The sequence below is a fragment of the Akkermansia muciniphila genome (assembly GCF_040616545.1).
GTDB classification, from domain to species: Bacteria; Verrucomicrobiota; Verrucomicrobiia; order Verrucomicrobiales; family Akkermansiaceae; genus Akkermansia; species Akkermansia muciniphila_E.
This window is the reverse complement of the sequence record NZ_CP156688.1, coordinates 2,589,690-2,612,836: the sequence shown is the minus strand read 5'-3', so window position 1 is coordinate 2,612,836 and position 23,147 is coordinate 2,589,690. Positions and strand designations below refer to the sequence as shown.

Here is a 23,147-nt window from a genome sequence, read left to right as displayed (position 1 = left end):
TAGCGTCCCCCTGCACCGCATGGTAAAGTGGGGCAGAAATGACTGATTCCCCTTCCAAACGCCTTTTTATTCTGGATGGAATGGCTCTGGCTTATAGAGCCCATTTTGCCTTTTTCTCCAACCCCATCCGCAATTCCAAGGGAGTCAACACGTCCGCCGTGTACGGCTTTGCCAATACGCTGCTGGGCATTCTGGAGCATGAGCGGCCCACGCACATCGCGGCCTGCTTTGATACTTCCGCTCCCACGGAGCGCCACCAGCTTTACCCGGCCTACAAGGCCAACCGGGAATCCATGCCGGAGGATCTGAGCGCGCAGATGCCGCTGATTTTCCGGCTTCTGGAGGCCATGAATATTCCCATCCTGCGTTATGAGGGATATGAGGCGGACGATACGATAGGCACGCTGGCGCGCCTGGCGGACGAGACAAAGGAGTTCCAGACCTACATGGTCTCCCAGGACAAGGACCTGGGGCAGCTCATTTCCCCCACCTGCTTCCTGTGGCGTCCCGGCAAGCGGGGCAATGACCATGAGGTGATTGACCTGGAAAAGCTTAAAGAGAACTGGGGTATTGAACGCGCGGACCAGGTGATTGACATCCTGGCCCTGATGGGGGACAGCTCCGACAATATTCCGGGGATTCCCGGCGTGGGTGAAAAGACGGCCAAGCTGCTGATCGGGGAGTTCGGTTCCGTGGAAAACCTGCTGTCCAACACGGACAAGCTGAAGGGGAAACGCAGGCAGATGGTGGAGGAGAACGGCGCGCTGGCCACCCTTTCCAAGCAACTGGCCACCATTGACCGGGAAGTGCCCCTGACGGTAAGCCTGCCTGACCTGGTGAAGAAGGAACCGAGCCCGGAGGACCTGCTGGCCCTTCTCCAGGAGCTGGAATTCCGTGCCATGCAGTCCAAGCTGTTCGGTAAAAAAGCCCCGGAGGCCAGAAAAGCCCCCCTCCCCGCGGATGATCTGTTTGCTCCGGCCGGGACGCCGGAGCCCGCGGCGGAAGCGCCTGCCGCTCCCGCCCAGCCCAGGCAGCAGCATGAAGCGGGCCAAATGGATTTGTTTGAGGAACGCCATCTGAAAACGGCGGATGATTTCAAGCATGAATACCTTATTGCGGATACGGCGGAAGCCCGCGCCGCCATGGCGGTGGAACTGGAGAAGCATGATTCCTGGTGTTTCAAGGCGGAGGCCACGGGCCAGAATCCCCTGACGGACGAGCTGCGGGGAATCGCCTTCTGCGCGGAACCGCGCAAGGCATGGTACCTGCCCGTTTCCGGTCCGGAGGCTCTGGAAGCGGTGAGGCCGCTTCTGGAAGGCACTGCGGAAAAGATCGGCCACCACCTGAAGTTTGACTTGGAAATCCTGCGCGCCAACGGCATCCGGGTGAAGGGGCCCTTTTTTGACACGATGCTGGCCCATGCCCTGATCGCCCCCGGCATGAAGCATGACCTGGACCTTCTGGCGGAGAGCTTCCTGCAATATTCCACCATCAAGCTGAAGGACATCGCCGCGCCGGGAGCCAGGAAGCGGGAACTGGATACCAGCGGCATTTCCGTGGAAGTCATGGGCAAGTATTCCGCGGAGGACGCGGATATTACCCTCCAGCTTTCCGGCATCCTGAAAAAGCAGGTGAAGGAGAGCGGCATGCAGGAGCTCTTCCGCACGGTGGAACTGCCCCTGCTGCCCGTGCTGGCGGATATGGAGTTTACCGGAATACGCGTGCTTCCGGAGTCCCTGGAAAAGGCTTCCGTGAAGGTGGGCGCCATCATTGACGGCCTGCGGGAGAGGATTGAAGAAGCCGCGGGCCACCCCCTCAACCTGAATTCCCCCAAGCAGCTCGGAGATTTCCTGTTCGGGGAGCTGGAGCTGGTGAAGAAGCCCAAGAAGACGCGGACGGGCCAGTTCGTGACGGATGAAGACACCCTCTCCGCCCTGGCTCCCGGCCACCCCATTGTGGCGGATATCCTGGCCTACCGGGAGAACATGAAGCTGAAAAGCACGTACCTGGACACGCTGCCCAAGTACATCTGCCCGCGGGACGGCCGCATCCACACCCAGTTCCACCAGATGCTGACCACCACCGGGCGGCTGGCTTCCCAGGACCCCAACTTGCAGAATATTCCGGTAAGGACGGAACAGGGGCGCCTGATCCGCACGGCCTTCGTCCCCGCCTCTGATGAGTACACCATGCTTTCCGCGGACTATTCCCAGATTGAGCTGCGCATCATGGCGGCGCTTTCCGGAGACCCCGCCATGTGCGAGGCGTTCCAGGCCGGCAGGGACATTCACACGGAAACCGCGGCCAGGGTGTACGGCATTTCCCGCGACGAGGTGGAGGTGACCATGCGCCGCGCGGCCAAGACGGTGAACTTCGGCATCATTTACGGCATTTCCGCCTTCGGCCTTTCCCAGCGGCTGGGATGCTCCCGCAGTGAGGCCGCCACCCTGATTGAAAATTACTTCACCCAGTTCCCGGTGGTCAAGTCTTTCATGGAGAACCTGGTGCACAAGGCGGAAAAGACCGGTTACGCGGAAACGCTGCTGGGCCGCAGGAGGATGATTCCGGAAATCAATTCCGCCAACAAGACCATCAAGTCAGCCGCGGAGCGCACCGCCATCAACACCCCCATCCAGGGCACCGCGGCGGACATGATCAAGATAGCCATGATCCATGTGAACAAATTGCTGGAGGGAACCAGGTCCCGGCTGATCCTCCAGATTCACGATGAATTGCTGGTGGACCTGCACAAGGATGAAACGGACCTCATCCCCAAGATTGAGGAGGCCATGATCGGCGCCCTGCCCCTCCCCAACGGCGTCCCCATCCTGGTGGAGGCCAGAACGGGGAGCAACTGGCTGGAAGCCCACTGACCCATTTGCCCGGTCCAGGGGGAACGGAGATGCCGCCGGGTCTTCTCCGTTCCTCCCGTATTTTTAAATTGACGGATGCTTTCAGATGGTGGAAGTTTTCACATCATGCATGTATCATCCCTTCCCGTGATTGCCCTGGCGGCCTGTTCCTGCGTTTGCCTTCAAGACGCCGCCGCGTCCGTCATCTATCCGGGAACGGCCCCCGGAGCTCCCGCCGCCCATCGGGAGGGAGATGTTTACACCTTGAGCAACAAGGTGCTGACTGCCTCATGGAAGGTTTCCGGCAGCAGGCTGGTTCCCCTGGGGATCGTGAACCGGGAACGGGATGGCAAGGGAGAGAAGAACGACGCTTCCGGCGGACAGGCTCCGGAGTTGTTCCGTCTTTCCACGGAGAAGGAAGGCTACAACCTCCCCTCCTCCCGGTTTGTGATGGAGGGAACGCCCACCATCAGCGCGCTGAAAGGCCGCGCCGCGAGTCCCCGGCTGGGGGAACGGCTGGAGGGGGCGGTGATTTCCGCCGTCTTCAGGGACAAGCAGAGCGGGCTCACGGTTTATTGGAAGGCGGAATTGAGGGAAGGTTCCTCCTACGTCAAGGAAACCTACAGGATTGAAGCGTCCAGAGAGGTGGATTTGAAGAAAATCCAGCTGATTGATTTGAAGGACCCCGCCCTGGCCGTGAAGGGCTCCGTACCCGGCAGCCCCCTGGTCAGCGGGAAGGAGGGCACGTTTGCCGGCATAGAACTTCCCGTAGCCAGGGCGCATGTTAGCGGCGGAACGGGGACCGTAGGGTTTGACTGCAACCTGCCCATGGGGCCGGGAAGCGCCCAGACTTTCACCACGGTGCTGGGCGTATGGCCGGAAAACCAGCTGCGCCGCGGCTTTCTTTATTATCTGGAACGGGAGCGGGCCGCGCCCTACCACCAGTTCCTGCATTATAACGGCTGGTATGACGACGGCCTGGACCCTACGGAGGAAACGCTCGTCAAGACCGCCGGAGAATACAGGAAGGAGCTGGGTTCCCGCCAGGTGAAGCTGGACGGCTTTGTCCTGGATGACGGGTGGGACGACGTGAATGAAGACCTCTGGCAGCCATCCACCAAAAAATTTCCGCACGGATTTGGACCTGTGGTCAAGGCGGTGGGGCGGATTCCCTCCGGGTTCGGCATCTGGATTTCCCCGCTGGGCGGGTATTTTGGCCCGGAAAAGCGGGTGCAGCACGCCAAGGAAAAAGGCATTCTGCCCGCGGACGCCGCGGGGTTCGACCTCTCCTTCCCCAAGTATTACGAGTGGTTCAAAAAACGCTGTTCCGACCTGATGAAGAAAGACAAGGTGACATATTTCAAATGGGACAAGGCCGGGGACGGCATCAGCCCCCATTTCATGGCCCTTCTTTCCATCGCCAGCGAGCTTCGCCGGGAAAATCCCCGCCTGTTCATTAATACGACGGTGGGTACCTGGCCCTCCCCCTTCTGGCTCAACCATGTGGATTCCACCTGGCGCAGCGGCACGGCGGACGTGGGCTGGACCGGCAAGGGAAATGACCGTGAACAGTGGATCACGTTCCGTGACGGCGCCTGCTACAACGTCATTGTCAAGCCGGGTCCCCTTTACCCGCTGAACTCCATCATGCACCATGGCATGGTGCTGGGCACCAAGTTCCAGGCGGAGCGCGTCAGCAAGGGGCAGGACGGGAAACAGGATAACAGGGACCTTAAAAACGACGCCCGCATTTATTTTGGTTCCGGAGCCAATCTTCAGGAGCTTTACCTTACCCCTGCCATGATGGACAAAAAGGCATGGGATGACGTAGCGGCGGGGGCACGCTGGGCGCGGCGCTTCCAGGACGTTCTGGCGGACGCGCACTGGGTGGGCGGCAATCCGGACCAACTGGAACCTTACGGTTACGCGGCCTGGAGCCCGCGGGGCTGCACGCTGGCCCTCCGCAATCCGGACGACAGGCCACGGTCGATTGAGCTGGATGCCGGGACCGTCTTTGAGCCCGTTCCAGGGCAGCCCGCTGTTTTCTCCATGAAAGCCTCCTACCCGGACCAGCGCGTCAAGACGCTGAAACTGGAACAGGGCAAGCCCGTGAGCGTGGAGCTCCAGCCCTTTGAGGTGCTGGTGTTTGACATGAGAACGGACGGACGCTGACACATGGGAAGCCCCCATGAATGGAATACCATGCCTTCCCCTCCGGCCGGCATGGTTTTTTACGGGCTGGCTCCGGTGACGGAAAACGTGTTGAAAGAACGGCTTTTCCGGGTGAAGGGAGTGAAGAAATCCTCCCGCGAGCTTTAAAGCACCAGGGCGTCCCCTTCCTGAAATTCCGGGATGGTGACCAGGGATTTGCCGTCCTTCAGCGCCACCACGTGCACCTTGCGCTCCTGCACGCCTTCCGGGGTTTTCACCCGGATGGAGCTCCCATCCCGGACGGCCTGGGAGGGAATCCATACGGAGGCGGGAACGTGAACGTTGATATTCACCTGAAGGGCCATGTTGACGGGGGCCACCTGCCATTCGGAAACGTGGGAGCCGTTAGGCTCCAGGGAGGCGATCAGCACGGCGGAGTTGCGTTCGGAATCCAGCGCGGAGTCTACCGCCGTCACGTGGCCCAGCCATTGCAGGCGTTTGCCGTTGTTCAGCACGCAGGAGGCGGTCAGGGCCGTATTGATTTTACCCTGCTCATCCCTGGGCAGCGCGGAAAATTCTTCCAGCGGCACGGGGACGCGTATCATCCGCTCCTGAAGGGGGATCACCTTTCCCACGGGTTGCCCGGCAACTACGCGGGCCCCGGCGCCTACGGAACATTCCACTACCTGGCAGGTATAGGGGGCTTCCAGCACCGTATCCCGGAGGGCCTGCTCCGCCTCAGCCACGTACGCCTCCGCAGCGTTCAGCCGCGCGTTCACGGCCCGGCGCTGCGGCACCCGGAGCACCAGCTCGGATTCCTTGCCGCTTTTGGAGACGGAGCTGTACGTCTTTTTAATGGCTTTCAGGGCTTCCGCCTGTTCCGTGGAGACGTCCAGGCGAGCCTGTTCCAGTTCCGCTTGGGCATTCGCCAGCCGGGCGCGGTATTCAAATTTTTCCAGCTCCAGCAGGGGGGTTCCCTTCAGGATGATTTCCCCCGCGTTAAAGAGGGGGTGCACCTTGTCCACTTTTCCGGAAACACCGGGAGAAAGCATGGTCAGGTGGGAGGCCTTCACCACGCCGGGCGCGGAAATGGTCAGGACATTTTCCTGCAAATGCAGGGGTTCCGCCGTTCCGGCGGAGGAGGCCTTGTCCCTTTCTCCGGAGGAGGAGAAAGACGGGTCCGTGATAATGGCCGTGCCGATCAAGAGGGCGACGATCCCCAGGCCGATGCCTATGGACCATGATGTTCCCTTTTTGTGAGGGGCCTCGCTCATGAACAGCTCCGGGGGGAACGCGGCCCGTTATTTGGGGTATTCCGTCTCCATGATGTGGGAGTAGGCTTCCGCCGTTTCCACAGCCACGGTTTCAATGTTCTTCATCAACTGGGCAAACTGGGCTTCCGTAAGGTCCATGCCTTCCAGAACGAAGGACTGGCGGTAGTAGACGTATCCGCTGTCGGGGTCCAGCTGGAAGGCGCCTGCCGTCTGGTCCGCATTCAGTTCACTGAGGATGATGCTGACTTCCACACGGCGGTGTTCAGGCACCTTGGCGGCGAAAAGCACGTCAATGACCAGCGTCTCCGGATGATCAATCATCGTGTACAGGAGGCTCACGGGCGTGAACGTATCACAGGGGACGAACGCGATGCCCGTTCTGAGATTGAGGTTGTCTGCGGAAGTGATCCATTCCGTTTCTTCCCCTCTCTTTCTGAGAACGGTGTACACACGGTCCAAAAGGCTGAGCTGCTGGTTTTCCATATTGAAAATTGGTTAACAGGAGGGTTGCTTGCAAAGGCGCATGCAACGTACGCGCCCGTTTACTGGATTCAAGCTTACTGGCAACCTTCTGATTCGTCAAGCTCTCCTGACGCAAAGAAATTGAAAAAGAATGTACGCATCCGGCATGAAAACAGACGCCGCCCGGATGGACGGCGTCTGAAAATACAATGGGTGCCGCAGCGCACGCCTTCTTCCGGCGTTCGCTTACAGGATGTCTCCCGGCATGTAGCAGGCGCCGTCCGGGAACCTGCCCGTCAGCTCCCGCACCATGGCCTGGAATGCCTCCACCTGGGCGTCGGCCATGCCCGTGGCAGAGGAGTTGGAGTCAAAGATGTCCTGGAGAGCCTCCCTGCCGATGCCCAGGCGGCCGTCTGCCGCCAGGCGGTCCAGCAGGTTGTTTTCCATGATCTTTCCGGCCCGCAGGTCGTTGGAGACGGCTACGGCGTGCTCCTTGATGACCTCATGGGCGGTTTCACGGCCAATGCCGCGCTTGACGGCCTCCATCAGGATGGTGGTGGTCATCAGGAAAGGCAGGTAGCGGCGCAGTTCCGCGGCCACCACGGCTTCATACACGCCCATCTGGTTCAGGACGGTCAGGAAGGTTTCAAACAGGCCGTCCGCGGCATAGAAGGAATCAGGCATCACCACGCGGCGCACCACGGAGCAGGATACGTCTCCCTCGTTCCACTGCTCCCCAGCCAGGCCGGAGACCATCATCAGGTAGCCTTTCAGGATGACGTGGAAGCCGTTGACGCGTTCGCAGGAGCGGGCGTTCATCTTGTGCGGCATGGCGCTGGACCCGGTCTGCCCCTTGGCAAAGCCTTCCGTAGCCAGTTCATGGCCGGCCATCAGGCGCAGGGTCTTGGCAAAGGAGGAGCAGCCGGAGGTCAGCTCCACCAGGCCGGAAACCACGGAGAAGTCCAGGGAGCGGGGATATACCTGCCCCACGTTCATCCACTTGGAGGGGATGCCCAGGTGGGCGCACACGCGGTCCTCCAGTTCCAGGACGCGGGCGGCATCCTTCCCGAAGAGGGAGAGCTGGTCAAGCTGGGTGCCCACGGCGCCTTTCAGCCCGCGGACGCTGTAACGGTCCATCAGGGAAATCCAGGTTCCCAGGCCGTGCACGATGTCTTCCCCGAACATGGCCACGCGCTTGCCCATGGTGGTGGTCTGCGCGGCCACGTTATGCGTGCGCCCGGCAATGGTTACGTGCTTCCACTGTTCGGACAGGGCGCTCATGCGGTTCAGCACGGCCACGGCCTTGTCACGGATGATCTGCATGGACTTCCAGATCTGAAGCTGTTCCACGTTTTCCGTCAGGTCGCGGGAGGTCATGCCCTTGTGGATGTGTTCGCACCCGGCCAGCTCGCAGAATTCTTCAATGCGCGCCTTCACGTCGTGGCGCGTGACGCGTTCGCGGGCGTCAATGGCGGGCAGGTTCACCTGGTCCTTCACCCGTTCATAGGCCTCAATCACGCCGTCCGGAATATCCAGCCCCAAATCCTTCTGGGCCTTCATCACGGCAATCCAGAATTCGCGTTCCAGAATGATGCGGCCCTCTGCGGACCAGATGGATTTCATGGCGGAGGATGCGTACCTTTCAGCCAGGACATTGGGAATCACGCTCATATCAAAATGTGTGTATGCGGGGGTTATAAAAAACGGTGGACCGCCATGATCGTGACGAAAGGGAAAAAAGCAAGCACTTTCCCCTTTCAGGAGGCTTCCGGGTTTTACGGTTCATTCCCGGCAACGGGCGGAAAAACCGCCTCTTTACGGGGTTCTTTCCCAAAGGCCGGGGAACCGGGCTTCTGCGGGAAAAGCTCCCCGTTATTCCTGTTTTTCCCGCGCCGGGGGCTCCAGCCCGTACCTGGCGTATCCGGAAACGATTTCCTGAAGGATGGCGGAAATTTTCTCCAGGGACTGGACCGGAACGTATTCATGCCTTCCGTGGAAGTTATGGCCTCCGGCGCACAGGTTGGGACACGGCAGCCCCATGAAGGAAAGCCGGGCGCCGTCCGTGCCGCCCCGCACCGGAATGATTTCCGGCTGCACGCCCACGGCCTCCATGGCCCTGCGGGCGTGTTCCACCAGGTGCATGTGGGGGAGGATTTTTTCCTTCATGTTGTAATAGGAATCCTTTACCTCCACCCGTACCGTTCCCTCCCCGTATTTCCGGTTCAGCAGGGCCGCGCACTCCCGCATGAATTCCTTCTTGCGTTCAAATTCCTCCCTGCCGTGGTCCCGGATCAGGTATTCCCCGGTTGCCTGCTCCACATCCCCGCGGAGGGAGTCCAGATGGTAGAAGCCTTCATAACCTTCCGTAAAGGCCGGGTTCTGGAACACGGGGAGCATCCCCTGGAATTCCATGAGAACCAGGCACGCGTTCAGCATCCGGCCCTTGGCGCTGCCCGGGTGGATGCCGGCGCCCCGCACCGTCACCACGGCGGAGGCCGCATTGAAATTCTCGTACTCAATTTCCCCCAAGGCTCCCCCGTCCACGGTATAGGCAAAATCCGCGCCGAAGCGCGCCACGTCAAACGAGTCCGCGCCGCGGCCTATTTCCTCATCCGGCGTGAAGGCGATCCGGATTTCTCCGTGAGGGCGTTCCGGATGCAGCAGGAAGGAGGCGGCCATGTCCATGATCTCCGCCACTCCCGCCTTGTCGTCCGCGCCCAGCAGGGTGTTCCCGTCCGTCACCACCAGGTCCTGGCCGGCATACCTGCCCAATTCCGGAAAAACGGACGGGGAAAGCACGATTCCCTGTTCCCGGTCCAGAATAATGTCTCCGCCGTCATAGGAGTGCACGATGCGGGGCTTTACGCCGCTGCCGGAGACGCCCGGGGCCGTGTCCACATGGGCCACCCAGCCGATGACGGGCACCTGCCCGTCCACGTTGGACGGGATGGAGGCGTACACGATGCCGGAAGCCCCGTCCAGTTCCGCGTGCGCCCCCAGTTCCTCCAGTTCCGCAACCAGCATCCGGGCCAGGGCCGTCTGGCCGGGCGTGGACGGAACGGCGGCGGAATCCGCATCAGACTGGGAATCTACGGAAACATACTTCAAAAAACGGTCTAAAACGGAGATATTCATCAGGAAAATCAAGGATTGGAAGGAGTCTAGCACCCGCCCCCGCGAACACAAGCACAAGACACGGTTTATCCTTGCGATTCAGGATGGTTTACAGTATGTAAACAAAGCTTCTCCCCATGATGACTCCTCTCCCTCTTGGCATTACCCTGGCTTTGTCCCTGACCTGCGGCGCCCTGCCCCTTCTGGCCCAGGGCACTTATGTGCCGGGTCCCATGCCCGTCTCCGCCGGGGCCAGGCAGGATCCTGCGGACATGTATCTGGAAGCGTTAAAGCTGGTGACCAGAGCCGCGGACCTGGTGGAAAAACGGGACTACATAGGGGCTATCCGCCTGACGCAGCAGGCGGAAGAAAAATTCGGCCGCCTGGTGAAGGAATACCCCCAATGGAAGCCCAACATGCTCCAGACGCGCCGCCAGCTCAACAGGGAGAATCTGGACAAGTGGCAGAAACTGGCCCAGCGGCAGGCCGCCGCCGCGCCCTCCGGCCCCGGGCTGGAACTGGAACGCCCGGCCCGCGCGCCGCGCCCCAGGCCCAATATTGCCCTTCCCCCCGGCTACAAGGGAGTGGAATTCCCCAACCGCCCCGGCGAGCCCCTGGTCAACACCATTCCGTCCTCCTCCGTTGCCCCGGGCGCGGCCCCGGAAGTAGTGGAAAGCAATTACGAGCGCATCCGCAGGCTGCTGGACAAAACCACCATGGAGAACAAGGCCCTGGTCCAGGCGCTCAAGCGCACCCGAAAGGAACAGGAGGACATTCTGGCAAAACTGGCCGTTGCGTCCGCCGGAGAATCCGTCTACCGCGATGAGCTGCTCAAGGTCAAAAAGCAGATGGACGACGAGAGGAAGACCAGCAACAAGCTTCTCAAGACCCTTACCAAGCGCGTGGATGAACTGGAACTGACTGTCGCCACCCTGAGCCGGGAAAAAACCCAGTACCTGGAGCAGATAGCCTCTTTGCAGCTTCAGCTCAAGGAGCATCAGGACAAGCTGGCCCAGGTCACGGATGACAGGAACGCCCTCAAGAAGGAACGCGACCAGCTCGCCGCCCTGGTGGAACTCAACAGCCCGGATAAAACCAAGAACCTGCTGGACCGCAACCTGACGCTGGCGGCCCTGCTCAAGGACGCGCAGAATAAAATAAGCGCCCTGGAGACGGCCAAGTCGGACTCGGAAGAACAGCGGAAGGCCAACCTGAAAGCCCTGGAGGAGGCGCGCGGCGAATCCGCGGACCTGAAGCAGAAGCTCATTGCCATCCGGGATGAAAACATTGGCTACCGCAAGCGCATCACGGAGCTGAATACCAAACTGATCAATGCGGACGTGGAGCTTTCCAAGCTGGAAGCCAATCCGGACAAAAGCCCCCTGCTGCTGGAAGAAAACCAGTTGCTGCGCTCCACCATAGCCAAGCAGCTCCGCATCCTTTCCGTGCAGGACCAGAGCCGCTCCCTCCTCATCAGCACATATAAGCGGCTGCACCAGGAGAACCCGGAAACGGCGGAAATAGCCGCCCTGATGGACAATGAAGAGGCCATCAAGCTCACTCCGGCGGAAAAGCAGATTGTCAACGCCATCGCCAGCGACAACAAGATCAACATCCCCCTGACGGACCAGCAGAAGGAAAAAATCAACAAGCTGGCCCTGGCTCTGTCCGCAGAACGGGACAAGGCCGCCCAGCTGGCAAAGGACCTGGAGCAGGCGCGCACCCAGCCGAAGACCAAGGCGGCCAAGTCCGCCAAAAATGACAAGGCCCAGGCGGAAACCCTGGCCCGCACCCAGAAGGCCCTGGAACAGAAAAACCTCCAGGTGGAGGAACTTACCCGGCAGATGGATGAGCTGAAAACCCGGTTTGCGGAGCAGGCGCGCCTGGCCGCCATTTCCGCCGGAGCCATCACGCCGGACCAGGAAAAAACGCTGAACCGGAGCATGGAAACCACCGTGCGCAGAAAGCTGGAAGCGGAGGCCCTGGGACAGGGCGCCGCGGAAGCCTTCGCCAAAAAGCGTTACGCCGCCGCAGAACAGCTTTACCGCACCCTGCTGGACTTCCAGCCGGCCCACGTTCCGGCCCTGGTCAACCTGGGCACCATCCTGCTCCAGCGCAACAAGGCGGAGGAAGCCATAGAATACCTGAAAAAGGCCACAGAGCTGGACGCATCCTCCTCTCCCGCGTGGTTCATGATGGGCGTGGCCCAGTACCGCTCCGGACAGGACCAGCATGCCATCGCCTCCCTGACGGAAACCGTCCGTCTGGACCCGGCCAACGCCCCGGCCCTGCTTTACCTGGGCAACCTGGAAACCAGCGCCGGCAATTATGAAAAAGCGGTGGGCCACTTTGAAAACGCCCTGAAAATCCAGCCGGAATCATCAGACGCCCATTTCAACCTGGCCTGGACTTATTCCCGCCTGGGCCGCACGGCGCAGGCGCGCAAGAGCTATGATGCCGCCATCCGCTGCGGCGGACTGCCGGATTCCGATCTGGAACTGGCCATCACCGGCGCCACCACCCTCCCCGTCAAAAAAACGGCTCCCGGCAACGCCCCCGCGGGCGCCGCAAATGAACAGGGCATGCAGCTGGCGGCTGTGAGTAATCCGGCGGACATTCCCCATGACGGCCATGAGGTGCCCGCCAGCGTGGCGGAAGACCCCAATGCCGTGGAAAAACCGTCTGCGGGCCCCAAGCAGGTCGTCGTCAGCCACCGTCCGGAAACCGCGGCCGCCTCCCTGGAAACCCAGGTCCGGGAAACAGGCTCCGCGGCTATTCCCACACAGCCGCAGGCGGAGGCCGCGACCGCCGCTGCGGAACAGCCCAGGCCGGAAAAACAGGAACCGCCGCGCAGGAGAAGCCGCTTCCGCATCGGCTCCTGACGCCCGTTTCCCTCCCCACCCTTTTTTCTGAAAACCGCCATGTACCAAGTTTCCATTTTAGGCCTGGGCCTCATCGGCTCGCGAATTGCACGCCACATGACCAGCCTGGGCGACAAGGTTACCGTATGGAACCGCACGCCCCGGGAGGACTTTCCGGAGGCGGTTGCCACGCCGGCGGATGCCGCCCGCGCCTCCAAAATCATCCAGCTCTATCTCAAGGACAGGAACGCCTGCCTGGAAGTGTTTGAACAAATGAGGGGTGCGCTGACCCCGGAACACATCATCCTGAACCATTCCACCATTGACCTGGCCACCGTAGGGAAACTCTCCCTGATGTGCTCCGCCATCGGCTGCACGTATGTGGACTGCCCGTTCACCGGCTCCCGCCTGCCTGCGGAAAAAGGGGAGCTGGTCTATTACGCGGGAACGGATTCCTCCACCCTGGACCGCATACGGCCCATTCTGGAACACAGCTCACGGGACATCCTGCACCTGGGCGGCATCGGGGCCGGCACCGTCGTCAAGCTGGTCACCAACATGGTCTCCGCCACCATGGTGCAGAGCCTGAGCGAGGCCCTGTCCATCACCCAGGCATACGGCATTTCCCCGGAACTGCTGGGCCAGGCCATCTCCCGGAACGTGATCGCCTCCCCGCTGGCGGCCTTCAAGCTCCCCCTGATGGCAGAGCGTGACTTCAGCACTCATTTCTCCCTGGACAACATGAGGAAAGACAGCATCTACGCCCAGGAACTGGCCGCGGAAAAGGGAATCCACCCGCCCGCCGCCGCCCTGGTCTCCTCCATCATGGGGAAGCTGTGCCGTGAAGGGCATGCGGAAAAAGACTTCGGCTGCCTGGCGGAACAATTTGACTAACCTCCCCTGTTCATGAAATTCAGAGGAACATGCGCCGCCCTGCTGCTGGCCCTTCTCCCGCCGCCCGTCCTGGGCCAGGAGAAGAAGGAAGCCCCGGCCGCGGAACCGCAGACGCCTCAGGAAGCGCCTTCCGTCCCCGTTCCGGACACCTCCCTGATTGACGACGCTTCAGACCGGGCCGTTCCGGAGGGCAGCTCCAACGTCAGTCCCGTTCCCCCTGCCCCGCAGCAGCCGGCGGCCCCCCCCGCCGGAGCCGGCAGGGAGGAGCCTTCCATCAAACGCCAGCCATTCACCAGCGTTTCCGCGTCCAAGCAGTTCCACGTCATCGGGATGGACGCCCTGCTTGCCGGAGCCATTGCCACGCGTGCGGATTCCATACGCGCCGCCCTGGTGAAAATCCTCAAGCAGCCTGACGAATGGAAAAATAAAATCATCATCCGCCTGGTGGGGGAGCCGGGAAGCCCCGTTCCCGCCAATCCCATCCGCCTGCAAACCCTGATTGTGGGAAGCAGCCTCTCCTACAACATCTTCATTCACCTGGGCCGCGGCATCAACCAGGACAGGCTCCGCCACGGCATCGTCTCCACCCTGCTTTATGAAATGATGCTGCGTGCCGTGGACGCGGAGGGGCTGCCGGATGAAGTGACGCTCCCCCCGTGGCTCATTTCCGGACTGGAACAGGCCGTCCTATGGCACAATAACGAGGCGGACCGGGCCATGTACTCTACGCTGTTCCAGCAGTCCGGCATCATGACCCCGGAAGAAATCCTGAACTGCAAGGAACCGGAAAAGGAACTGGACGCCACTTCCTACGCCGCCTATCAAACCTCCTGCGGGGCCCTGGTGCTCTGCCTGCTGAACCAGGAAAACGGCCCGGAAGGGATGAAACAGCTTCTGGACCAAGCCATCCTGGGCAATGACGACCCCAAAAACCTTATCAGGCGACATTTTCCGCAGCTCAACCTGACCCCCTCCTCCCTTCACAAATGGTGGACGCTCCAGCTCTCCCGCATGGCCACCCCTCCCCTGACGGAAACCCTGACGATCACGGAAACGGAACGGCACCTTCAGGAAGCCCTCACCCTGGTGAAGTATGACCCGGACACCCGGACCACCGCCACCTTTCCCCTGGATGACCTGGAACAGGCCCATTCCCTGACGGACCTAAACAGGCAGCTCTCCAACATCTCCGGCAGCCTGCTCAATCTCAGCCGCCGCTGTTTCCCGGCTTACCGCCCCGTCATTGTGGAATACGCCAAACTCGCCGCCCTGATGCAGACGGGCAGGATCCACAGCCGGGAAGCCGCACCAAAAATCAGCCAGCTCCGGGAAATCAGGGAACTTTCCATGAAAACCGCCCGGCGCGTGCGGGACTACATGGACTGGTATGAGATCAATACGCGGACCGGAACCGGCAAGACCTTTGCCTCCTACGCGGCAGCCGTCAAGCTGCTCCGCGAACAGGACCAGCCGGCCAACACCCCCATTTCCCGGTACCTGGACGATATTGAGAAATTATACACCCTCCCGGCCAGGGCTCCCATCCCGTCCCTGCACGGAAAGAATTGACGGAAAAACGTTCCATCGCATGGGACATCCATTCTTTCCATGCGAAGCTTCAAAAAGCCGTTCATGCAGCATGGAAGAATTTCTTTCAAAAAAACAGGGGTATTCTTGATATGTTGACTTATCAATCTTGTAACCCATGATTATTTAATTTATTATAAGTTATTCAAGAATAATTGGATAGACTTACGTCGAATTCCTAATCCGTAGTCAAGCCCTTAGCTTGAGGAAGAATGATTTGAAGGAAAAACTCCGGATGGTTCCTGGGCATCCAGTTGGGAACGGAAGCCTTCCCGCTTTCATAGATCATATAACATCCGGGGCGGAATTTCATTTTGGAAGTATGGTTTCTCAAGGGCAGGGAAGCCTTTGTTCCCACCTGGTTATGCCGTGAAGTAACGGGGAAGTTCTGTTGATTCGACGTCTTGGGAATAGCTTCATCCTCCATACTGTTCATGAACACTCCGCGTCGAACGGATTAGGAATACGCTATTTGGGATTGACCACTTATTTACAATAATTATTATTTCGTATGCGCCTAGTCCTCCCCGTATTGTTACGCCGTATTCTGCTGGCCTCCCTGTTGGTTCCCGTGTCCTTGTCCTTCTCCGCCTCCGCTGCGGATTTCATAGTAGACGCCGCCCAGACTTCCGACCCGGCCCATAACATCTATACCACTCTGGATGATCTGGCCCGCTCCGGCTCCCTGGCTGCCGGGGATACGGTGGTTCTGAATAATGACGACGCTTCCTTGACGACCGGCTTGACCGTTCCGGTCAACTTCCGTTCGGATGATCCGGACACGCCGCGCACGGTGGACTTATCCGGACTGGGGAAAAACCCCATGTACAATCTTGCAGAGGGAGAGTACACGCTGGATATGGATTTCGTCATCTGGGCCAATGGCGCCGGAAAGGTGATTCAGGCGCAAGGCGGCGATATATCCCTGGAACTCACCGGTCATGTCCAATTCCTCAATAATAGCGTTTTACTTGATTCTGCCAACATCGGCGGCGGAGCTATTTATATGAGTGGAAAACATTCAAGACTGACTTTTGGGGACCATGCTTCCTTTTCCGGCAATCATGCCCACGGCTCCAGCTATGGCGACGGTTACATCCTCAACAATGGCGGAGCGATTCATTTGAGTGGAAGCAATTCAGCAATAATGACTTTTGGGGACCATGCTTCCTTTTCCGGTAATTATACCTTAACCAACATCTCCGGCAACATCTTCAATTTCTACAACAGCTATGGCGGAGCGATTTATTTGAGTGGAATCAATTCAGCAATAATGGAATTTGGAGACTATGCTTCCTTTTCCGGCAATTATGTCAACGTCAGCAACATCTCCAACAACGACGTCAATCTCTACACCTGCTATGGCGGAGCTATTTTTATGAATGGATCCGATTCAATACTGTCTTTTGGAGACTATGCTTCCTTTTCCGGCAATTATGTCAGCTACAGCAATGTCTCCATGATCTCCAGCAGTGGCGGAGCGATTCATTTGAGTGGATTCAATTCAGCAATAATGGCTTTTGGAGACCATGCTTCTTTTTCCGGCAATTATGCCTATGGATCCAGCAATGGCGGAGCGATCTATATGAGTGGAGGCAATTCAACAATACTGGCCTTTGGAGACTATGCTTCCTTTTCCGGCAATTATGCCCACAGCTCCTCCGATGATGACAATAGAATTGGCACCGGCGGGGCGATTTATATATATAGCACATCCCTAACTATCAGGAACGGAGCCACGTTCACCAATAATTATGCTTCCTCTCACGGCGGAGCTATTTTCCTGGATGGGGACAATACCGACAAGCTCAGCCGGTTTCTGGCCTTCACTCATGACGTCCTCTTCAGCGGAAACATGACTGGGGGAACGTTCACTCAACACAATGACGGCTCCTTCTCCGTGGAAAACGGCGTTGCCAACGCCATTCATGTATACGGAACCAGCCATCTTCAACTGGCAGCCGCCCAAGGAAGGGAGGTTCGCTTCAATGACCCCATCACCAGTTCAGTCAATTTCAGCGACAAGGAAAACATCTCCCTTTCCCTCAACCAATACACGGACGATGAAGGAAACTCCCACGCTACGGACGGCACCGTCATCTTCAGCGGGGAACTCTACCAGGGGGAGGACGCCCACCTCGTGGCCAGCCGCTACAATGACTTCAAGGGACAAACCACCCTCTACGGCGGCACCCTCATTCTGGAACACAATGTCGTCTTCGGCAATGCCGACCTGCGGGACGATACGTCCATGACCCTGGAACACGGCACTCTGGAAATCATAGGGGGCAGCGTCATCAACGCCTCCTCCTTCACCGTCGCCAACGGGGATGTCGTCCTTCGTCCCGGGACCAGCGCCTTCATCAATGCCAAGGACGTGGATCTTTCCCACGGCTTCGTCTTTGACATGCAGAAGCAGGCGCAAGAAGCCGCCTCCCTGGCAAACACCAACGGGCTTTCCATCTCCGCCTCCGGTTCCTTCACCCTGGGCGGCTCTATAGGGATTATGGACACGGGCGTCTCTGCGGACTATTTCTATGCGGATAATTCCTGGGCACAGCAGCGCGCCTTCATCGTCCTGACGGACTCCAACCAGACCCACACGGACGACTTCTCCGGAGCTCATTCCCTGGCTACCGGCTCCAACCGGGTGGATTCTCCCTATACTTATACAGGAGCATGGAGCCACCAGTGGGTGGATGCGGACGGCGACGGCTTCCCGGAACAACTCCAACTGGTCTGGACGCCCAGTGAAGAGGGTGGCATCGGGGACATCCTTCCGGAACTGGCAGGGACCCTGGCCATGAACTCCATGTGGTCCAGCGCCGCCAACGCGCTTGGGATGTCCCGGGCCGCCCTGGGCCATCTGGATGCCCTGCGCTTCATTGCCGGACCGGAAAACAACTACTGGGTCAAGGGCATGGGGGATTTCCTCAACCACGCTTCCGAGGGAACCCGTGACGGCTTTGACTACAACGGGGGAGGTTACTCCGTGGGAGCGGACAGGAAAATCACTTCCCACACCGTCCTTGGCCTGGGCTTCGGTGACCTGTATGGCAAGATGCGCGGGCGCCACTTTGCAGGAGACATTGACCAGCAGACGCGCACCGGCATGCTCTACGGGGGCTGGCACAAGGTTCTCAACCGGAAGAATACGTTGCTGGTGACGGGAACGGCAGGCTATGGCTGGACGGACAACAAGATGAATTCCTTCCACACGGGCGGCCGGTCCCATGGCAAGTGGACCAACGAAACCCTGTTTGGAACGCTGACCGGGAAGTGGAGCCGCCGGGTCAACGAGACCGTGGCGATGGACTTCATGCTGGGGCTGGAGTATACGGACGTGACGCAGGAGGCGTTTACGGAAACGGGCTGGGACGCGAGGCGCTTTGAAAAGGGGCATATGAAGAACCTGAGCGTGCCTGTAGGGGTGGGCCTGACGCACCGCAGTGAGCTGAAAGGGAGGGAATGGATTAACAGCGCGATGGTGAGCTACGTGCCGGACGTGTACCGTAAAAACCCAAATGCGCAGGCGGAGCGGCTGCTCAACGGGTACCGGTGGGAAGCGCAGGGGACGTCTCCGGACCGGAATGCGGTGAGGGTGAACGTGAACAGCGCATTACAGCTGAATGCGCGCTGGAGGACGTATGCGGGGTACGAGTTTGAGGGAAGGAGCAAGGCCACGGCGCACCGGTTTAATGCCGGTGTCAGTTACGCTTATTGACAGAGCCTGATTGCAGGCGCCGGAAAACCGCCGAAGCTACTTTATCTTTGACGGGAGGCCAGCAGCAAAGAGGCTGTGCAGTTGTTCTGCACAGCCTCTTTTTAACGTTAACGGGGAATGTTATTTTACTTTCCGGTCCATTTGCCCAGGAATTCCGCCGCATCCTTCCCTTCTGCAATGTGCCTGAGCAGGGCGCTGCCGAGAACGGCGGCGTCCGGGCGGGCGTCCAGCTGGTCCGGCGTCTGGAAGCCGAAGCCCAGCGCCAGCGGCACGTCAAATTGACCAGCGTGGGGAACGGATGGGGGCACGGCTCCGCACGGACGCATCCGTCTGAAACGCACGAAAAGTGAATGATGATGAAGCCGAACGAATTCTTACAAGGTCTTACAAGGGCTGGGAGACTTTGTGCCCGGCAGCGTACCTGTCAAGGGGTGCGGCGGGGTCAATATGCCACGGCTTGAATGGAATACGGCCAGCAGGGAACGGAGGTTTGATTCGTGCCTCTTTCAGATTCACTCACCCTGCGGGCTTCAAGATCCGCTTCTCTTCAACCGGATGAACACGTTTTCCGGCCTCCATCAATGAATCTCTTACAAAGATCAACATAAGTAACTTACCTGTTCATCCCTTCCGGGGGCCAAGGACCATTTTCTCCGTCTCCTGCATGTGACGGATTTAGAATCCGCATTTTTTCTTCAGTCGTAAAGAGAGACTGAAACAGGTATCAATCGGAGGAATAGGGGCAGTATGATTGATGCTTGGAAATATGAATTTCTCTGTAAGTAATTATTTTTAAGTTCTTAAAAAGTTTGCCGCATCAAAAAAGAAAAGATCCGGACACAGGGCTCTGAAAGGGGAGAGAGGTGCCGTTCAGTGTTCTATTTTAAAAGAGGAATTTACCTTAAATTAATCCCTATCATAATAGTAGGATTGACATCGGATTCTAAATCCGCTACTAGGTTCGTGCTGTTACAGCAAATTCACTACTGATTATTATTATGAGAATGACCATACCTTTGCCGCTGCGCCGCAGCCTGCTGGCCTCCCTGCTGATTCCCGTTTCCTTGTCCTTCTCTGCCTCTGCTGCGGATTTCATAGTAGACGCCGCCCAGACTTCCGACCCAGCCCATAACATCTATACCACTCTGGATGATCTGGCCCGCTCCGGCTCCCTGGCTGCCGGGGATACGGTGGTTCTGAATAATGACGACGCTTCCTTGACGACCGGCTTGACCGTTCCGGTCAACTTCCGTTCGGATGATCCGGACACGCCGCGCACGGTGGACTTATCCGGACTGGGGAAAAACCCCATGTACGATCTTGCAGAGGGAGAGTATGCGCTGGATATGGATTCCGTTATCTGGTCCAACTCCCCAATCTGGGTCATGAAGATTCAAGGAGATAATTCAACGCTGACCTTTGGAAACAATGCGGTTTTTTCTTTTAATGTTATCGACATCATGAACACCTCCACCAATGGTCTGGGCTCAGTGGTTTATATGAGAGGAGACCATTCAGTACTGACTTTTGGAGACAATGCTTCCTTTTCCGGCAATATGTCCTACGCCTTGAATACCCCCGGCCGTGGCGGAGCGATTTCTATGAGTGGAAACGATTCAATGATGGCTTTCGGAGACCATGCTTCCTTTTCCGACAATAGAATCCAAATCATCGACCCCGCACCCTTCTCCGGCGCTGGCGGAGCGATTTCTATGAGTGGAAGCCGTTCAATACTGACTTTCGGAAACCATGCTTCCTTTTCCAGAAATATTATCTTCTTCTCTAATACCAACATCACCACCTCCAGCTATGGCGGAGCGATTTCTATGATTAGAAGCGATTCAATACTGACTTTTGGAGACCATGCTTCCTTTTCCAACAATGGTATCAGCTTCAATTTTAGCTACACCAACACCCCTTCCTCCAACTATGGCGGAGCGATTTCTATGCATGGAAGCGATTCAATACTGACTTTCGGAGGCCATGCTTCCTTTTTCAACAATGGTATCGGCCTCAATTCTAGCTACACCAACACCACCACCTCCAGCTTTGGCGGAGCGATTTCTATGAGTGGAAGCGATTCAATACTGACTTTCGGAAACCATGCTTCCTTTTCCGGCAATTACGCCTACGGCTCCTCCGATGGCGCCGGCGGAGCGATTTATATGCAAGGAAACAACATATCCCTAACCATCAGGAACGGAGCCTCATTCACCAATAATTATGCTTTCGTTAATGGCGGGGCTATTTTCCTGGATGGGAACAATACCGACAAGTTCAGCCGGTTTCTGGCCTTCACTCATGACGTTTTCTTCAGCGGAAACATGACCGGGGGAACGTTCACTCAACACGATGACGGCTCCTTCTCCGTGGAAAACGGCATTGCCAACGCCATTCATGTATATGGAACCAGCCATCTCCAGCTGGCCGCCGCCCAAGGAAGGGAGGTTCGCTTCAATGACCCCATCACCAGTTCAACCTACGGCATCATCAAGGAAAATGTCACCCTCTCCCTCAACCAATACACGGACGACGACGGCATCTCCCACGCTACGGACGGCACCGTCATCTTCAGCGGGGAACTCTACCAGGGGGACGACGCCCACCTTGTGGCCAGCCGCTACAGCGATTTCAAGGGCCAAACCACCCTCTACGGCGGCACCCTCATCCTGGAACACAATGTCGTCTTCGGCAACTCCCAGCTCAGGGACGATACTTCCATGACCCTGGAACACGGAACCCTGGAAATCACCGGGAGCAGCGTCATCAACGCCGCCTCCTTCACCATCGCCAACGGGGACGCCGTCCTTCGTCCCGGGACCAGCGCCTTCATCAATGCCAAGGACGTGGATCTCTCCCGCGGCTTTGTTTTTGACATGCAAAAGCAGGCGCAGGAAGCCGCCTCCCTGGCAAACACCAACGGACTCTCCATCTCCGCCTCCGGTTCCTTCACCCTGGGCGGCTCTATAGGGATTATGGACACGGGAATATCCGCCGATTATTTCTATGCGGACAATTCCTGGGAGCAACAGCGCACCTTCATCATCCTGACGGACGCCAACCAGACCCACACGGATGACTTCTCCGGCGCCCATTCACTGGCTACCGGGTCCGACCGGGTGGACAGCCCCTATGCCTACACGGGCTCCTGGAGCCACCAGTGGGTGGATGCCGACGGCGACGGCTTCCCGGAACAACTCCAACTGGTCTGGACGCCTGATGAAGAAGCCGCCATCCGGGACATCCTTCCGGAACTGGCAGGGACCCTGGCCATGAACTCCATGTGGTCCAGCTCCGCCAACGCGCTTGGGATGTCCCGGGCCGCCCTGGGCCATCTGGACGCCATGCGCTTTATCGCCGGACCGGAAAACAACTACTGGGTCAAGGGCATGGGGGATTTCCTCAACCACGCCTCCGAGGGAGCCCGTGACGGCTTTGACTACCACGGCGGCGGCTATTCCGTGGGTGCGGACAGGAAAATCACTTCCCACACCATCCTTGGCCTGGGCTTCGGTGACCTGTACGGCAAGATGAACGGGCGCCACTTTGCGGGGGATATTGACCAGCAGACGCGCACCGGCATGCTCTACGGGGGCTGGCACAAGGTTCTCAACCGGAAGAATACGTTGCTGGTGACGGGAACGGCAGGCTATGGGTGGACGGACAACAAGATGAATTCCTTCCACACGGGCGGACGGTCCCACGGCAAGTGGACCAACGAAACCCTGTTTGGAACGCTGACCGGGAAGTGGAGCCGCCGGGTAGACGAGACCGTGGCGATGGACTTCATGCTGGGGCTGGAGTATACGGACGTGACGCAGGAGGCGTTTACGGAAACGGGCTGGGACGCGAGGCGCTTTGAAAAGGGGCGCCTGAAGAACCTGAGCGTGCCTGTAGGGGTGGGCCTGACGCACCGCAGTGAGCTGAAAGGGAGGGAATGGATCAACAGCGCGATGGTGAGCTATGTGCCTGACGTGTACCGTGAGAACCCGGGAGCGCAGGCGGAGCGGCTGCTCAACGGGTACCGCTGGGAAGCGCAGGGAACGTCTCCGGACCGGAATGCGGTGAGGGTGAACGTGAACAGCGCATTACAGTTGAACGCGCGCTGGAGGACGTATGCGGGGTACGAGTTTGAGGGAAGGAGCAAGGCCACGGCCCACCGGTTTAATGCCGGTGTCAGTTATGCCTATTGAAGAGAAAATACTAACGACTAAAGATTAAAGATCTG

Annotated in this window: 12 protein-coding genes; 7 read left to right on the top strand and 5 right to left on the bottom strand. The window is 58.6% G+C overall.

Annotated features, from left to right (window positions below; genetic code table 11):
- Positions 1-38: 38 nt before the first annotated feature.
- Complete coding sequence (polA, locus tag ABGM91_RS10550; protein WP_354832173.1) at positions 39-2,873, top strand: DNA polymerase I; 2,835 nt, start codon at positions 39-41, stop codon at positions 2,871-2,873.
- A gap of 105 nt (positions 2,874-2,978) precedes the next feature.
- Positions 2,979-5,024, top strand: coding sequence for a hypothetical protein (locus tag ABGM91_RS10545; RefSeq protein WP_354832171.1), 2,046 nt, complete (start codon positions 2,979-2,981; stop codon positions 5,022-5,024).
- 143 nt (positions 5,025-5,167) lie between these two features.
- On the opposite strand, the gene ABGM91_RS10540 is transcribed toward ABGM91_RS10545, so the two are convergent.
- The 4 genes from ABGM91_RS10540 to pepT form a co-directional block, all read right to left on the bottom strand.
- Entirely contained in the window at positions 5,168-6,277 is a 1,110-nt protein-coding gene (locus ABGM91_RS10540; protein WP_354832169.1) for an HlyD family efflux transporter periplasmic adaptor subunit, read from the bottom strand.
- A 27-nt stretch (positions 6,278-6,304) separates the two neighbouring features.
- Positions 6,305-6,760 carry a YbjN domain-containing protein gene (locus ABGM91_RS10535; protein WP_354832168.1) on the bottom strand — a complete coding sequence of 152 codons (456 nt, stop codon included), beginning with the start codon at positions 6,758-6,760 and terminating at the stop codon, positions 6,305-6,307.
- Between the two features lie 225 nt (positions 6,761-6,985).
- Positions 6,986-8,410, bottom strand: a complete 1,425-nt coding sequence (purB, locus tag ABGM91_RS10530) for an adenylosuccinate lyase (RefSeq protein WP_215429582.1) — start codon at positions 8,408-8,410, stop codon at positions 6,986-6,988.
- Between the two features lie 201 nt (positions 8,411-8,611).
- Complete coding sequence (gene pepT, locus ABGM91_RS10525) at positions 8,612-9,874, bottom strand: peptidase T (RefSeq protein ID WP_354832166.1); 1,263 nt, start codon at positions 9,872-9,874, stop codon at positions 8,612-8,614.
- A gap of 116 nt (positions 9,875-9,990) precedes the next feature.
- Here pepT and ABGM91_RS10520 point away from each other — a divergent pair, with 116 nt between their 5' ends.
- The 4 genes from ABGM91_RS10520 to ABGM91_RS10505 all read left to right on the top strand — a co-directional run bounded on the left by ABGM91_RS10520 (position 9,991) and on the right by ABGM91_RS10505 (position 18,919).
- Positions 9,991-12,735, top strand: a complete 2,745-nt coding sequence (locus ABGM91_RS10520) for a tetratricopeptide repeat protein (RefSeq protein WP_354832164.1) — start codon at positions 9,991-9,993, stop codon at positions 12,733-12,735.
- Between the two features lie 39 nt (positions 12,736-12,774).
- On the top strand, positions 12,775-13,608 hold the full coding sequence (locus ABGM91_RS10515; RefSeq protein ID WP_215429588.1) for an NAD(P)-dependent oxidoreductase: 834 nt from the start codon (positions 12,775-12,777) through the stop codon (positions 13,606-13,608).
- Positions 13,609-13,620: 12 nt separating this feature from the next.
- Positions 13,621-15,177 carry a hypothetical protein gene (locus ABGM91_RS10510; protein WP_354832162.1) on the top strand — a complete coding sequence of 519 codons (1,557 nt, stop codon included), beginning with the start codon at positions 13,621-13,623 and terminating at the stop codon, positions 15,175-15,177.
- 529 nt (positions 15,178-15,706) lie between these two features.
- Positions 15,707-18,919, top strand: a complete 3,213-nt coding sequence (locus ABGM91_RS10505; RefSeq protein WP_354832160.1) for an autotransporter domain-containing protein — start codon at positions 15,707-15,709, stop codon at positions 18,917-18,919.
- A 125-nt stretch (positions 18,920-19,044) separates the two neighbouring features.
- On the opposite strand, the gene ABGM91_RS10500 is transcribed toward ABGM91_RS10505, so the two are convergent.
- Entirely contained in the window at positions 19,045-19,245 is a 201-nt protein-coding gene (locus ABGM91_RS10500) for a hypothetical protein (protein ID WP_354832158.1), read from the bottom strand.
- Positions 19,246-19,923: 678 nt separating this feature from the next.
- Between ABGM91_RS10500 and ABGM91_RS10495 the strand changes: the two genes are divergently transcribed.
- Entirely contained in the window at positions 19,924-23,112 is a 3,189-nt protein-coding gene (locus tag ABGM91_RS10495) for an autotransporter outer membrane beta-barrel domain-containing protein (protein WP_354832156.1), read from the top strand.
- Positions 23,113-23,147 lie beyond the last annotated feature (35 nt).